Raw genomic sequence first — 14,807 nt, 5'->3', positions numbered from 1 at the left:
TGCATTATTTCTTTTTAAAGAGATAAATTTGATATTGTGCTTGCAACTCAAATTGTTCATTTTTTTCTAGAGCTTCTCGACGCTCAGCTTTGACTTTATAGGCATAAGGCGTCATTGCAATTAAGTTTTTGAGATCCTGCTGAGAAAGTGACATGTTCGCTTGTACCACTTGCTCACTTTCCAGTTCAAAATCATTCGCCAGTTGTTCCACAAATTTATGCGGTTCATGTGGTTTTACTTCTTCAAACAGGGCTTCACGCATTGCATAAAGATGCTCTGGTGCAGGTGTAACCACCATCAAATGCCCCTCAGGCTTTAAAACGCGAAGGATTTCTTCTTTCGGAATAGGACTAAATAAACTCGTACACAAGTCAATCGAATGATCCAACACAGGCAAGGTCGCCCCTGTGCCTACCACCCAAGTCACCTCTTTATTCAGTTTAGCAGCCACTTGTACTGCATTTTTAGCAATATCGACACCCACACACTGTAGTACTTCAGCTTGCATCACATCGGTGTAATAGCCTTCACCACAGCCAATATCCAACAAGTTTTCAACCCTTAATTTTTGAATCAAAGCCACCACTTCCTGTTGCAGAGGTGCATAGTGACCGGCACTCAAAAACGCACGACGCGCCTGTACAGATTCTGGCGTATCGCCTGGGTTTTTACTGTGTTTATGCTGAACCACATGTAAATTGACATAGCCTTGTTTTGCAACATCATAGCTATGATTATTTTCACAGCGCCATGTCCGCTCTGTGAGTTTTAATGCTTCACGGCATACAGGACACATCAACAGGTTCATCATTTACTCCACTATATTTTGAAATAAAAAAACCGGCATCTGTGGGAGCAAATGCCGGTTTCGTTTATTTATTTGCTTAACGTAATTTTAAAGTCATTAGACCCAAAACTACCAGCATAATTGTGATAATCCAGAAACGAATCACCACCTGAGTTTCACGCCATCCTTTTTTCTCATAGTGATGGTGCAGCGGTGCCATTAAGAATACGCGCTTATTTCGCATACGCAGCGAGCCAATTTGCAAGAAGACAGAAATAGCTTCAACCACAAAGACACCGCCCATAATGGCAAAAACGATTTCTTGACGAACCATGACTGCGATCGTACCGAGCATCGCACCTAGAGATAAAGCACCGACATCACCCATAAAGACTTGAGCAGGATGCGCGTTAAACCATAAGAATGCTAAACCAGCACCGATCATCGCCGCACAGATCACGACAAGTTCAGATGCATATTTCACATAAGGAATATGCAAATAATCAGCAAAACGGACATCACCAGCCAGATAAGCAAATACACCTAAACCTGCGGCAACCAGAACGATTGGCATAATTGCCAAACCATCCAAACCATCAGTTAAGTTCACAGCATTAGATGCACCGTTAATCACCAAATAAGTAAAGACAATAAAGCCAATACCGAGTGGAATAATGGACAGCGGAATGCTAATTTCTTTAAAGAATGGAATCAACAGATCCAACATATTTGAGGTATGTACTGGGTTTGCTTGCTGTGTCGCAATCACATAGAGCGCAATACCGGCGCCTAACGATGCCACAGAAGTCCAAAAGAATTTCTTCTTCGCAGGCAGACCGGCATTGTCTTTATAACGGATTTTAATCCAGTCATCTGCCCAACCCACAGCACCAAAGATCACCATCACGCCAAGTACAATCCATACATAAGGGTTTGAAAGATCGGCCCAAAGTAAGGTTGAAATCCCAATAGACAGTAAAATCAACACACCGCCCATAGTCGGTGTGCCCATTTTTTTGGCATGATTTTCAGGTGCAAATGAACTGACTGCCTGACCATATTTGAGAGCTTGCAATTTGCGGATCATCACAGGTCCAAGCAACAGACCAATGGCCAATGCCGTTAAGACACTGAGTAGCGAACGAAGCGTTAAATAACGAACAACCTGAAACGAGCTGTGATAACCCGCAAGCTGCTCAAACAACCATAACAGCATTAAAGTTTCTCCATCAATTCAGCCATCAAAGTTTCCATGTGGGTATAACGAGAACCTTTAAACAGGAAACTCATGGACTGAGGCTGATGTGTTTTGACTAGACTAATTAATAACGGTAAGGCCTGTTCTTGAGAAAGAAAGGCCTGTAATTTTTTACCATATTGGGTACTGCGCGCGCCTTCTTGCACGGCAGGTGAAAACTCACCGACAGCAACAACAAATTGAAGACCAGAGTGTGACACAAGGTCACGTCCCAACATGTAGTGCTGCTGTGCAGCAGATGAACCTAACTCACCAATATCCCCAATGACCATGACTTTGATGCCATCTTGCTGCGCAAGCACATCAGCAGCAGCGCGCATTGAGGTTGGATTTGCATTGTAAGTATCATCAATAAACAAATAATCTTTGTGTTGAATAAAGTTTAGACGACCTTTGGCTCCTGTCGCATGTTCAAGACCCACAACGATATCATCTAAACTCACACCAATCGACAACGCAAAAGCTGCGGCTGCAGTGGCATTTTGCACATTATGTTCACCAGCAAATGGCAGTTGAACTGGACGTGCACCTTGTGGCGTATTTAAGATAAATCGTGAAGATTGAGCCTGAAGTTCAGTTTCAGTCGCAAAGACATCCCCACCCTGACCAAAACTCATTACTTGCTCAGTTTGCACCGCTTGACGAATGGCATCTGTAAAATCATCTGCCGCAGGGACAATCGAAGTTCCTGTTTTCGCTATATGTGCATAAATTTCAGACTTGGCACGACAAATACCATCACGCCCACCAAACTCCCCCATATGAGCGGTGCCAATATTTAAAATACCGGCAACCTGAGGCTGTACCAAATTTGAGGTGTAATCAATTTCACCTTTATGACTGGCACCAAGCTCCATCACGGCATACTGATGTTCTGGACGTAACTCAAGTAACATCATCGGTACGCCAAGGTCATTATTTAAATTACCGCGCGTAATTAACGTTGGTGCAAGACGAGAAAGGATACTCCCGAGCATCTCTTTGGTTGTGGTTTTACCACTACTTCCTGTCAAGGCAATCACTTTTAAGGCTGGGTTTTGGGCACGACGAAATGCACCTAAATGTCCAAGTGCTAAACGTGTATCTGCAACCACCAACTGACAAATATCCACATCGACTGGATGACTCACAATGGCAATTTCACAACCCTTTTCAGCCACTTGAGCAAGGAAGTCATGCGCATCAAAGCGTTCACCTTTCAGGGCAAGAAAAGCATCGCCTTGCTCTGCATGACGTGAGTCGGTCAAAATTCGTTTTACAGAACCTGTCGGCGCTTGATTGTTATGCCAGTACCCTTGTGTCGCTTGAACCAACTGTTCGGCAGTCCAAGGTTCTAACGGAACCGTACTGGTCGTTGAAGTATGCATATCTGTTTCCTATTGCGCTGGATAAGCAGAGTCAGTGTTGTGATGCTGTGAATCAATTGCTGATTTCACTTCCACCACATCATCAAACCAATGTCGAACACCATTAATTTCTTGATAGTTTTCATGCCCTTTACCAGCAATCACCACAATATCACCCGCTTGCGCATGGTTGACTGCGAATTTAATCGCTTCACGGCGGTCATGGATTTCATGGACAGTTTTTCCAGTAAAATCAATACCAGCCTTCATATCTGCAAAAATTTGTTCTGGGTTTTCAGTACGTGGATTATCCGAGGTAATCAACGCAACATCTGCATGGTTTAATGCCGCTTGTGTCATCAATGGACGCTTACCACGGTCACGATCACCACCACAACCGAACACTGCCCATAACTGTTGCGATACATGACGTTTTAAGGTCTGTAACACTTGAATCAAGGCATCTGGTGTATGTGCATAATCCACCACAAACAAGCGTTCATCATCACGGATCACTTGCATACGGCCCGGTGCACCTTTTAATTCGGGCGCAGTTGCGATCAAGGCAGATAAATCAAAACCTGCTTGCTCCGCTGAAATTAAGCTGGCCACAATATTTTCAATATTGAAGTGCCCCAATAATGGACTTTGCACCACAAATTCAGCTTGAGCAGTACGCAATTTAAATTGTGCGCCCGTTAAGCTGTATTGAATATCGGTCACTTGATAATCCGCAGCCTGACGCGTTGAATAAGTCAAAATTTTAGGCTGAGCCGGATTTTGACGTGCAGCATTCATCATCACTTCGGCATGTTCATCATCGAGATTGATGACTGCAACTTTGAGCGATGGAAACTGAAATAAACGTGATTTCGCTTCAGCATAGGCTTGAAGGGTTTTATGATAATCCAAATGGTCACGACTTAAATTGCTATAAGCGGCAATTTCAATAGCACAACCATTTAATCGACCTTGTTCTAATCCATGCGAACTTGCCTCAATGGCAGCAAACTCTGCTTCTTCAAGTGCATAGGTATGCAACGCATTTTGCATATGCAACGCATCTAAAGTGGTGTGAGAAGAGGCTTCTAAATTCGGTAAAATTCCGTTCCCGGTAGTTCCCATCACTGCACATTTTTTGCCTTGCAGCATGAGTAATTCAGCGATTAAGCGTGAGATCGTGGTTTTACCATTGGTACCCGTCACTGCCAAAATTCGTGCAGCTTGAACCGGTTGAGTCGCCTGTAAATATTGCTTTTGCCACTGCCCCATCAATTGACGCACATCAGCGATTACGACACTTTGATCCAAGCCCAAATCAGTTTCGGAAATAACTGCCAACGCACCATTTTCTAACGCTGTACATGCAAATTGTGCTGTTTTTTCAGGTTGCGAAAACGAAGTCAGGGCAATAAATATTTGCCCTGCTGTAACTTTGCGACTATCCAGATTGAAGCCCTGAAAGGATTGCGACATCCATTCAGCGGGCTGTTCAACGGTGTATAGATCTTGAAACGTAATTTTCATTCATCACCTATTACTGGATCTTAGGAGTGTCTAAAGGTTTATCTAATGGTACGTTCATTAAACGTAAAGATTCTTGCATTACACGAGCAAAAACGGGTGCAGCCACCAGACCACCGTAATACTGACCTGTCGGGTTTTCCACCACAACAATCATGGCCAAACGTGGATCACTCACTGGTGCAACACCGGCAAAGAGTGCTCGATATTCTGAAGTCGAATAGCCTTTACGGTCTGCACGTAATTTATGTGCTGTACCAGTTTTACCCGCCACGCGATAACCCGGAATATTGGCTTGACGTGCCGTACCACCCGGCAAGGTCACCGCTTCCATCATTAAAAGCACTTGATCAGCAATTTTAGGGTCAACCATCTGCTCACCTTTCGGCTTTTCCTCAAGCTTGTACAAGCTCAGTGGCATTTTGACGCCTTTGTTGGCAATCATGGCATAAGCATCAGCCAGTTGGAGCACTGTAGCGTTCAAACCATAACCATAAGCCATGGTTGCTACTTCAGACACGTTCCATTTGCTCTTCGGCAAAATCAGACCAGCACTTTCACCGGGGAATTTCACCGCTGAACGTTGACCAAAGCCAAGACGTTGATAGAACGTTGGTAATGTTTCATAAGGGAGAGATAAAGCGATTTTTGCCACACCGACGTTAGACGATTTTTGAATAATGCCGCCCAAAGTCAGAGGGCCATAGTTATGCGTATCTCGGATAGTATGATTCCCTACACGCATAGAACCCGGTGTGGTATTTACCACCGTATTTGCCGTGTATTTACCGCTTTCCAATGCCATTGCCACGGTCATTGGCTTCATGGTTGAACCTGGCTCAAAGGAGTCAATCGCACCACGGTTACGCATAGCATCTTTATTTAAGACACCTTTTTTATCATTCGGGTTGTACGACGGCCAAGACGTCATCGCTAAAATTTCACCTGTTTTGACATCCACGGCAATCGCGGTTGCAGAACGTGCGTTATTGGCTACGCCGGCTGCAGTCAACTCACGATACATAATGTATTGCAAACGTGAATCAATACTCAGCGTGATATTTTCACCCGACTCAACCTCTTTCACGATCTCAGGGTCTTTAACGCGGTTGCCTTTTTTATCTCGGACAATTTGCTGCGCACCATCTACGCCTGCAAGACGTTCATTCAATTGCATCTCTAAACCTTCGATGCCCATACCCTCACTATTGGTTAAGCCAATAATTTGTGAGTTTGGCTGAGGCTGTGGATAGTAGCGCTTATAGTTTTTCTCTGTATATACGCCCTGAAAGTCACGTTTCATGATCAATTCAGCTTGTTGTGGTGGCACTTCTTTCTTTAAAACTAAATAACGAGAACGTGGACGCTCATTCATTTTGCGTCTCAGTTCAGCACGATCCATCCCTACAGCATCAGCGAGTTCATCTAAATTCAGATTTTTATCAGGTAATTGACGTTTTAACTTCCGGTTGTTTGGATCTTTAGCCAATTCAGCCGTAATTTCTTCAAAGAGTTTTTTATTGTCAAAATAATCACGTGGATCGATCACGATTTTCATGATCGGGGTACTAATCGCTAAAGGCACACCGTGACGGTCATAGATGACACCGCGCATGGCTTTTAAGGTTTCAGTTCTTAAAATTTTGGCATTGGCTTTATTTTGTAAAAAGTCTTTATTGATGATTTGTACATAAAAAGCCCGCCCCACCAATGCAATAAAGCACAGCAAAACCACCGCCCACATCAAGTGATAGCGCCACATCTCCACCGAAATGGCTGTACGGCCAGTAACAGACTGCTGTTTCTTACGCGGAGTTTGTTTGTTTCTCTTTTCAACCATGTGACCGGCAGCCTATTTTTTCTGTTCTGGAGTTTGTGGCAATGAAATAACAACGGTTTGTGCAATAGGAGGCGAATACATGCGTAACTGGGTAACTGCACGTGTCCCAATTTGGGCTGTTGCACCGAAAGTTTGTTGTTCGATCAGCAAACGTCCCCATTCTGCGTTGAGGTCATCCCTTTCACGCATATAGGTACTCAATTGACGATAATCTTGGCGATATTCAAAGACTTGAAACACCACCATAATCGCACTCACAAAAACCAAGAGCAATAAAATGCCGTATGTAATGATTTTCTTTGACTGCGATTGATCAGAGTTTTTTTCGATTGCTTCGGTTTTCATTCTTTGCCTTTTAAGCTAAACGCTCTGCCACACGAAGCCAAGCACTACGAGATCGTGGATTGGCTTTAACTTCTTCTTCACTTGCTTTAATTCGTGACACTTTTTTTAAGCGGCGGGTATCTTCGCGTTTTTGTGGTAAACCCCAGCCTGTGTCTTCTGCAAGTGTAGATTCTTTTTGAATAAATTGTTTAATTAAACGATCCTCTAAAGAGTGGAAACTGATCACTGCCAGAGTGCCTTCAGGTTTCAGCATCTCCACCGCTTGAGGTAAGAAGATATCAATATCGTCGAGTTCTTTGTTAATAGCAATACGAATTGCTTGGAAAGTTCGTGTCGCTGCATGTTTATTTTTTTCCCATTTCGGGTGGGCAACTTTCACGATTTCGGCCAATTGAGCTGTGGTTTCAATATACCCTGCCGCTTTAATCGCTTTGGCAATACGGCGGCTATAACGCTCTTCACCATATTTAAAAATAATATTGGCCAAATCTTCTTCTTCAATATCAACCAACCACTCTGCGGCTGTTGGACCTTGTGAATTGTCCATACGCATATCGAGTGGGCCATCTTTCATAAAGCTAAAGCCACGCTCTGCTTGGTCTAGCTGCGGAGATGACACCCCTAAATCCGCCATAATACCGTCTACCAAGTCGATACCACGACTACGCAGTTCCTCTTTTAAATCGGCAAAACTGGCGTGAATGATTTTAAAACGCGCATCTTCTTGTTCTAATTCTGCTGCAACAGCCAACGCTTGCGGGTCTTTATCAAAGGCATAAACACGTGCGTTTTCATCTAATTTAGACAGTAATAAACGCGTATGACCACCACGCCCAAATGTACCATCTACGAAAATTCCTGTATTGCGATCTGCCAGTAAAGCATCAACAGTTTCATGAAGTAATACAGAAATATGCGACATAAGGGTTCGTTCAACACAGCTAAAAATGTAACTGCACATTATTACCTTGTTTTAGCAAAGCTCCAAACGTCTTTTTGTACAGAAATATTACTTTCCATAGAGAAAACCGTTTTTATTTTTTGCCATCCATTAAAAAACCTCCCGAAGGAGGTCCTTGTACATCTCAAATCATAGATTTCGATGTATTAGCGCTTGTTATTATAGATCTGATCGAAGATCGCACCATTCACAAAATGTGTTTGTTGTGCTTTTGCCCAACCACCAAACACTTCATCAATGGTAAAGGTTTTTAATGGCGGGAACTGTGATTTATATTTTGCTAAAACTGCTGCATTACGTGGGCGATAGAAATGACGAGCTGCCATCTCTTGACCTAATGGAGAATAAAGATAATTGATATAGCCTTGAGCTAACCATTTATTACCATTCTTATCGACAGTTTTGTCCACGATTGCCACTGAAGGCTCAGTCAAAATCGACATCGATGGATACACGATATCAAATTTGTTTTTACCCAAAGTTTTTTGAGTAACTAAAGCTTCGTTTTCCCAAGTTAACAGTACATCACCTATGCCTCTTTCAGCAAAAGTAGTCATCGAAGCACGTGCCGCAGAGTCCATCACTTTTACGTTATGGTACATTTTACCCACGAAATCTTTGGCTTTCGCTTCATTACCACCCGGTTGTTTCAAAGCATAACCCCAAGCTGACAAGTAAACCCAACGTGGGAGACCGCCAGTTTTCGGGTTCGGGGTAATAATTTGTACACCCGGTTTGGTTAAATCAGACCAATCTTTAATATGTTTCGGGTTGCCCTTACGCACCATGAAGACAATCGTTGACGTATATGGCGCTGAGTTATGTGGAAACTCTTTTTGCCAGCCCGGCTGAATCTGTCCAGACTTCACAATTTCTTCGATGTCATTGGCCAATGCCAAAGTCACGACATCACCTTTTAAACCGTCAACCACAGAACGGGCTTGTTTACCTGAACCACCGTGTGATTGTTTAAATGCGACCGTTTTACCCGTACGCTCTTTCCAATATGCGCCAAATGACTTATTAAATTCGTCATAAAATTCACGCGTTGCATCATAAGAAACGTTTAAAAATTCACGATCAGCGGCCTGAGCAGACGCTGAGAAAGCAACACCTGTGGCAAGCAACGCAGCACTGAGCCACGCCTTAAATTGAGTTTTCATAACAGCCAGCATAAAGTTATATTCAATACTGCTAAATATATGAAATAAAGTCATAAATCGCAATTGCAGCAAGTTTAGACCCTTTGCTGGATACAGCTAACGCAGCGAATTTAATTGTTTGTTTTTCATATTAAAATACACAAATACAATCTACTTATTCCCTATATATAGATTTTTATGCATTACATATGCGAAAAACGGATAATCCAGATTATCCGTTTTTACAACGCCCATTATGGTGGATCGTTTTACTCTTTATTCTTTTCACTATAAATTTGATCGAAAATCGCACCATTCACAAAATGTGTTTTTTGCGCTTTAGCCCAACCGCCAAACACTTTATCAATGGTAAAGGTTTGAACTTTCGGAAATTGAGCAGCGTACTTTGCAGTGGCTTTTGCATCGCGAGGGCGGAAGAAATATTTACCTGCCAGCTCTTGGCCTTTAGGTGAATATAGATAGTTCAAATAACCCTTCGCCAAATTTCGATTACCATTTTTGTCGACAGTTTTATCTACTACAGCTACTGAAGGTTCAGCTAAAATCGAAATAGACGGATAAATAATGTCATATTTATCTTTGCCTAGGCCCTGAGTCGCCAACAGTGCCTCATTTTCCCAAGACAGTAAGACATCTCCAATGCCACGCTCAGCAAAGGTCGTGAGTGAACCACGTGCACCAGAATCCAATACTTTGACATTGCTATAGAGTTTTTTTACCAATTCTTTGGCTTTGGCCTCATTTCCACCCGGCTGTTTTAATGCATATCCCCAAGCTGATAAATAGATCCAACGCGGTGCGCCGCCTGTTTTTGGATTTGGTGTAATAATTTCAACGCCCGGTTTGGTCAGGTCATTCCAATCTTTAATTTTTTTCGGGTTACCTTTGCGCACCAAAAATACGATGGTTGAGGTATACGGTGCAGAATTATGTGGAAATTGTTTTTGCCAGTTTTTATTGATTTGCCCAGTCGCCACAATTTCATCAATATCATTGGCCAATGCCAAAGTCACGACATCTGCCTGCAAACCTGTCGCCACTGCACGAGCTTGTTTGCCAGAGCCACCGTGAGATTGTTTAAAATTAATCTCTTGTCCTGTACGTTTTTTCCAATATTGTCCAAATTCTTGGTTATATTCCTGATAAAACTCACGTGTTGGGTCATAAGAAACATTCAAGAAATCTTTTGCGGCATACACCTGTACCGCCACCCCACCCAACAATGCGAAAATGCCCGATGCTATTATTTTTTTCATCTGCTCAAACTCAAATTGATCTTGAGAGCACTATATAAATCAAAAATAACTTTAACAATCAGCCATCTATAATATAAATTCAAATCTATTTCTGTTTTAAAGATATCTAAAAATAACGTATTTAAAGCTTTAATTCTGCTAATACAGCAACAATCAGAAGCGATCTCCATGCTATCTTCATAGTTGTTTGCTAAAACATCCGAAAATCTGGAGAAAACAGTCTATTTTAGGTAATCCTAATACAGACTTTTTTAGTTTTTTTGTAAAAATTGTGACGTAGTTCTACTTTTTAATTACGAAAGATGGTTAAATCGTAGTCTAAATATTAAAACTATTTTGCAAATAAAAAGTTCCATCACCAAAACTAGGGGGAGATTTGGACATGAAATTTTCATACGCACTATGCCTAGGCTTAAGTTTAAGCGTGACTGCACAGACTGCTTTTTGTGCTGCAACCAGCACCGCATCGAATAACAAACTTACGATGCCTGCTGAACGTACCTCATTGATCGAAAAAGCGATTAATCAGCAAAAATCTGAAGGCAAAGGCCATACAGACGATAATTTAAAAGTACTTACGTCTATTAAAGCTGCACCGACTCAAAGTTTCTTTGCATCACAAAACCAAAGTTTTTCTCGTTTTGTTCAAGCCATTTTCTCTGGTAGCAACTCATAACGACATCAGCATATTGATGCTGTCCAAGCTATTGTTTTAGACCAGTTCCCCCACTGTCGTCTAAAAAACACTAAAAACGCCTGATCACTCAATGTTGAATTAAGCATTAAGTGATCAGGCTTTTTCGTTATAATAGATCCCAATTTACATTCTGATTAAAAGCTGATTATGACTGTTCGTACTCGTATCGCACCTTCTCCTACTGGTTTCCCGCATGTTGGGACTGCTTATATTGCATTGTTTAACTTATGTTTTGCGAAGCAACATGGCGGTGAATTTATTCTTCGTATTGAAGATACAGACCAACTGCGCTCTACCCCAGAATCTGAAAAAATGATTTTAGATTCATTGCGTTGGTTAGGTTTGAACTGGTCAGAAGGTCCAGATGTAGGTGGCCCTCATGCGCCATATCGCCAATCTGAACGTATGGACATTTATAAACAATATGCGTTGGAACTGGTTGAAAAAGGTCATGCATTCTACTGCTTCGCAACAGCAGAAGAACTCGATCAAATGCGTGCGGAACAACAAGCGCGTGGTGAATCACCGCGTTACGACGGACGTGGCTTAAAACACACTACGGAAGAAGTGGCGCAGCGTTTGGCTGCTGGTGAACCGCATGTCATTCGTATGAAAGTGCCTGAAGAAGGGATTTGTAAATTTAACGATTTACTGCGTGGCGAAGTCGAAATTCCTTGGGCGCAAGTCGACATGCAAATTCTACTGAAAACCGATGGTTTACCGACGTATCACTTGGCAAACGTAGTTGATGACCATTTAATGGAAATCACTCACGTGATTCGTGGTGAAGAATGGATTCCCTCTGCGCCTAAACACCAATTATTGTACAAATATTTTGGTTGGGACATGCCGGTGCTTTGCCACATGCCGCTGTTACGTAACCCAGATAAATCAAAACTGTCTAAACGTAAAAACCCAACATCAATTAACTACTACAAAGACATCGGCGTTTTACCAGAAGCCTTGTTGAACTACTTAGGCCGCATGGGCTGGTCAATGCCGGATGAAAGTGAAAAATTCACTTTGGCTGAAATGATTGAACACTTTGACATTCAACGTGTATCACTAGGCGGTCCAATCTTTGATGTTGAAAAGCTAAACTGGTTAAATGGTCAATGGATTAAAGGTTTAACACCGGGTCAATTGCTCGATACCCTACTGGCTTGGAAATCTGATCGTAATACCTTGGAAGAAATTGCTGCTGCGATTCAACCGCGTATTAATTTATTGTCTGAAGCAGTGAATTGGGCAGGTTTTTATTTCAACCAATTCCCAACACTCAGCAAAGAACAGTTTAAAAGCAAAAAATTGACCGAAGAACAAGTTCGTCAAAGCCTTCAATTTGCCATTTGGCGTCTAGAAAGCATGTTCACTTGGAACAATGACACCGTCAGCCAAACTCTGATGGATTTGGCGAACCAAATGGACATTAAACTTCGTGACTTCATGCCAACCTTCTTTATTGCTATTGCAGGTTCGACATCTTCGACACCGGTTATGCAATCAATGGTAACCATTGGTCCTGATTTAACCTTTGCTCGCTTACGTCATGCACTTGAAATTGTGGGCGGTCCGAGTAAAAAAGAAACAAAAGCATGGGAAAAACTCAATGAAAGCCTAAAACTGCCGAAAAATGATGCAGTTGATGAAGCTTAATTGATTTTTTAGTTGACGGATGGGCGTTATCCCCCTAATATAGCGCCCATACCGAGAGATGGTGTCAACCAACTCTAAGTTGCCTCAAATTGTCCCTATCGTCTAGAGGCCTAGGACATCGCCCTTTCACGGCGGTAACCGGGGTTCGAATCCCCGTAGGGACGCCATATTCAAGGTGATGCAAATCATCTTATAAAAAACCCAAGCATTATGACTTGGGTTTTTTATTGCCTAAATTTTATCTGATTTAAATTTACGGTATTTTTGCTTTCTGCGTCATTCTGATTAAAATAAACCATAGATTAAAATTATGGAGTTGCAATGCAATACCGTTGCCCTAAATGTCAAAGCCCTAAAATTATGCCTCTTGCGCAAGCAGGCCAGCCTGTTGCTCGTCCTGTCGTGCCTAAAAGCCTGATTATCCTCATCCCTGCGGTATTTATTCTTTTACTGTTGGTGATTATCAGCATCGCAATGTGGATTTTTGGCGACGGTGCAGGCACTACATTACAAACTGCGACTGTTGTTGTATTTATTGCTTGCTTGATTGCAGGCTTCATGTTCTACCGCGACCTGCCAGATTTTAAAATTTCAATGCAAGGTTTTATGCAATCACAGAAAAAATGGAAATGCCGCGAATGTAATCATGAGTGGGAAATCTAAGCCGGCCATTTAAATTACATCAGCATTAGTGCTGATGTGATTCATCATGAGAATGCGCGTGATCATCTTGATGATACCCATGTGCATGATCAGACTTTTGGGTATGTTGATGTACCACACATTCATCTTCTTCGATTTGTAATGTCATCTCCGTGATTCCATGTTCATGTTGCAACATTTCAATCGCCTCAAAATACAAGGCATTACGATCGGCTTCAGGTGCAAAGAGATGAACTGTCAAATGCACATTCTTTGATGTTATTGCCCAGACCTTTAACTGGTGAATACTCTCTACCCCATTGAGTGCCAATAAATCATTGCGTAACTTTTCTATGTCAATTTCTTCAGGCACGCCTTCTAATAAAATATTGATACTTTGTTTGAGTAAAATCCAAGTCCTTGGTAAAACCCAAAAGCCAATGAGCACCGCAATTAGTGTATCGACCCACATCCAGCCCGTAAAATAAATAATCGCTGCACCAATAATTACACCAATCGAACCTAGGGCATCACTTAACACCTCTAGATACGCCCCTTTCACATTCAAGCTTTCTTGTGAACTGGAAAATAAAATACGCATCGAGATTAAGTTAATGATTAGACCGATGACGGCCACAATCATCATGCCCATACTTTGAATTTCCGGCGGCGTTGAAAAGCGCTGATAGGCCTCATACAAAATATAAATCGCAACCACAAATAGCATCAAGGCATTAAACAAGGCTGCCAAAATTTCAAAACGCTGATAGCCAAAGGTACGTTTGTTATCAGCAGGAAGCTTGCCAATTTTGATCGCGACCAATGCTATGGCAAGGGCTGCAGCATCGGTGAACATATGTGCCGCATCTGACAATAGCGCCAAACTTTGCGTCATAAATCCAGCAATGACTTCAATAATCAAAAACGTCGTGGTCAGTGCTAAGGCAAAACTTAATTTTTTGACATTCCCTTCTGTGACAACGGCATGGCTGTGGTCATGCCCATGATGCTCACTCATTATTTTCTGACCTTATAAATTATATGTTCTTCAGTCTTGAGCTTAACAGGTGCAGTAAACGTAATAAAATTACATCATTCAACCTTCAGTATTACGTTTTACCTTCAAACTTTAAAACTGCTTTTTCAGCATCTACTTTCAATTTATTCAAATTAATTTTTCGCGATCTAGATGACTGAAATTACTTTTGACATCCTCACCCCCTTAAAAGAGGGTGATTCCTACAGCTAGACGCTTATGCCCAAGCGCAAGAATGTTTAGAGCTGAGTTTATATCTCGATCATGAGCTGTACCACAGCTCATGCACTCCCATT

At 42.0% G+C, this 14,807-nt stretch carries 14 protein-coding genes and 1 tRNA gene; 4 read left to right on the top strand and 11 right to left on the bottom strand.

Going from position 1 to position 14,807, the window contains the following annotated elements:
- Positions 1-4 precede the first annotated feature (4 nt).
- From FTU79_RS05585 to FTU79_RS05545, 9 genes are all read right to left on the bottom strand, one after another.
- Positions 5-808, bottom strand: a complete 804-nt coding sequence (locus tag FTU79_RS05585; RefSeq protein ID WP_180049305.1) for a putative RNA methyltransferase — start codon at positions 806-808, stop codon at positions 5-7.
- Positions 809-884: 76 nt separating this feature from the next.
- Complete coding sequence (gene mraY / locus FTU79_RS05580; RefSeq protein ID WP_078189386.1) at positions 885-2,003, bottom strand: phospho-N-acetylmuramoyl-pentapeptide-transferase; 1,119 nt, start codon at positions 2,001-2,003, stop codon at positions 885-887.
- Entirely contained in the window at positions 2,003-3,412 is a 1,410-nt protein-coding gene (gene murF, locus FTU79_RS05575) for a UDP-N-acetylmuramoyl-tripeptide--D-alanyl-D-alanine ligase (RefSeq protein ID WP_180049167.1), read from the bottom strand. Before murF ends, mraY begins: the two co-directional genes overlap by 1 nt.
- A gap of 9 nt (positions 3,413-3,421) precedes the next feature.
- Positions 3,422-4,918 carry a UDP-N-acetylmuramoyl-L-alanyl-D-glutamate--2,6-diaminopimelate ligase gene (locus FTU79_RS05570; RefSeq protein ID WP_180049165.1) on the bottom strand — a complete coding sequence of 499 codons (1,497 nt, stop codon included), beginning with the start codon at positions 4,916-4,918 and terminating at the stop codon, positions 3,422-3,424.
- A 10-nt stretch (positions 4,919-4,928) separates the two neighbouring features.
- The gene (gene ftsI / locus FTU79_RS05565; RefSeq protein WP_168378186.1) at positions 4,929-6,755 is read right to left on the bottom strand and encodes a penicillin-binding protein PBP3; all 1,827 of its coding nucleotides are present in this window, start codon (positions 6,753-6,755) and stop codon (positions 4,929-4,931) included.
- A gap of 12 nt (positions 6,756-6,767) precedes the next feature.
- Positions 6,768-7,100: a cell division protein FtsL gene (ftsL, locus tag FTU79_RS05560; RefSeq protein WP_078189390.1), complete on the bottom strand. Its 333-nt coding sequence runs from the start codon at positions 7,098-7,100 to the stop codon at positions 6,768-6,770.
- Between the two features lie 10 nt (positions 7,101-7,110).
- Positions 7,111-8,022 carry a 16S rRNA (cytosine(1402)-N(4))-methyltransferase RsmH gene (gene rsmH / locus FTU79_RS05555; RefSeq protein WP_180011304.1) on the bottom strand — a complete coding sequence of 304 codons (912 nt, stop codon included), beginning with the start codon at positions 8,020-8,022 and terminating at the stop codon, positions 7,111-7,113.
- Between the two features lie 185 nt (positions 8,023-8,207).
- Entirely contained in the window at positions 8,208-9,224 is a 1,017-nt protein-coding gene (locus FTU79_RS05550; protein WP_078189545.1) for a sulfate ABC transporter substrate-binding protein, read from the bottom strand.
- Positions 9,225-9,472: 248 nt separating this feature from the next.
- Positions 9,473-10,480, bottom strand: a complete 1,008-nt coding sequence (locus FTU79_RS05545) for a sulfate ABC transporter substrate-binding protein (protein ID WP_180049163.1) — start codon at positions 10,478-10,480, stop codon at positions 9,473-9,475.
- A gap of 382 nt (positions 10,481-10,862) precedes the next feature.
- Between FTU79_RS05545 and FTU79_RS05540 the strand changes: the two genes are divergently transcribed.
- The 4 genes from FTU79_RS05540 (at position 10,863) to FTU79_RS05525 (ending at position 13,496) form a co-directional block, all read left to right on the top strand.
- Positions 10,863-11,156 (top strand): hypothetical protein, encoded by a 294-nt coding sequence (locus tag FTU79_RS05540; protein ID WP_180049161.1) that lies wholly within the window; start codon positions 10,863-10,865, stop codon positions 11,154-11,156.
- A gap of 168 nt (positions 11,157-11,324) precedes the next feature.
- A complete protein-coding gene (gene gltX / locus FTU79_RS05535) occupies positions 11,325-12,833 on the top strand; it encodes a glutamate--tRNA ligase (protein ID WP_180049159.1) in 1,509 nt (502 codons plus the stop codon).
- 91 nt (positions 12,834-12,924) lie between these two features.
- A tRNA-Glu gene (locus FTU79_RS05530) sits at positions 12,925-13,000 on the top strand.
- Positions 13,001-13,154: 154 nt separating this feature from the next.
- Positions 13,155-13,496: a hypothetical protein gene (locus FTU79_RS05525; protein WP_078189395.1), complete on the top strand. Its 342-nt coding sequence runs from the start codon at positions 13,155-13,157 to the stop codon at positions 13,494-13,496.
- 25 nt (positions 13,497-13,521) lie between these two features.
- On the opposite strand, the gene FTU79_RS05520 is transcribed toward FTU79_RS05525, so the two are convergent.
- Positions 13,522-14,493, bottom strand: a complete 972-nt coding sequence (locus FTU79_RS05520; RefSeq protein WP_180049157.1) for a cation diffusion facilitator family transporter — start codon at positions 14,491-14,493, stop codon at positions 13,522-13,524.
- Between the two features lie 204 nt (positions 14,494-14,697).
- Positions 14,698-14,807, bottom strand: a 110-nt coding sequence (locus FTU79_RS05515; protein ID WP_179994364.1) for a zinc ribbon domain-containing protein, incomplete at its 5' end; no start/stop codon positions are given.

This window comes from Acinetobacter sp. YH12144, assembly GCF_013418345.1.
Classification (GTDB): Bacteria; Pseudomonadota; Gammaproteobacteria; order Pseudomonadales; family Moraxellaceae; genus Acinetobacter; species Acinetobacter amyesii.
Note: the sequence above shows the minus strand (reverse complement) of the source record. Positions and strands in the feature narration are given on the sequence as shown.

Coding starts and splice junctions, on each gene's coding strand:
- FTU79_RS05525 (WP_078189395.1), top strand. CDS start 13,155: ATGCAATACCGTTGCCCTAAATGTCAAAGCCCTAAAATTATGCCTCTT.
- mraY (WP_078189386.1), bottom strand. CDS start 2,003: ATGCTGTTATGGTTGTTTGAGCAGCTTGCGGGTTATCACAGCTCGTTT.
- ftsL (WP_078189390.1), bottom strand. CDS start 7,100: ATGAAAACCGAAGCAATCGAAAAAAACTCTGATCAATCGCAGTCAAAG.
- FTU79_RS05545 (WP_180049163.1), bottom strand. CDS start 10,480: ATGAAAAAAATAATAGCATCGGGCATTTTCGCATTGTTGGGTGGGGTG.
- FTU79_RS05585 (WP_180049305.1), bottom strand. CDS start 808: ATGAACCTGTTGATGTGTCCTGTATGCCGTGAAGCATTAAAACTCACA.
- murF (WP_180049167.1), bottom strand. CDS start 3,412: ATGCATACTTCAACGACCAGTACGGTTCCGTTAGAACCTTGGACTGCC.
- FTU79_RS05550 (WP_078189545.1), bottom strand. CDS start 9,224: ATGAAAACTCAATTTAAGGCGTGGCTCAGTGCTGCGTTGCTTGCCACA.
- FTU79_RS05520 (WP_180049157.1), bottom strand. CDS start 14,493: ATGAGTGAGCATCATGGGCATGACCACAGCCATGCCGTTGTCACAGAA.
- gltX (WP_180049159.1), top strand. CDS start 11,325: ATGACTGTTCGTACTCGTATCGCACCTTCTCCTACTGGTTTCCCGCAT.
- FTU79_RS05540 (WP_180049161.1), top strand. CDS start 10,863: ATGAAATTTTCATACGCACTATGCCTAGGCTTAAGTTTAAGCGTGACT.
- ftsI (WP_168378186.1), bottom strand. CDS start 6,755: ATGGTTGAAAAGAGAAACAAACAAACTCCGCGTAAGAAACAGCAGTCT.
- FTU79_RS05570 (WP_180049165.1), bottom strand. CDS start 4,918: ATGAAAATTACGTTTCAAGATCTATACACCGTTGAACAGCCCGCTGAA.
- rsmH (WP_180011304.1), bottom strand. CDS start 8,022: ATGTCGCATATTTCTGTATTACTTCATGAAACTGTTGATGCTTTACTG.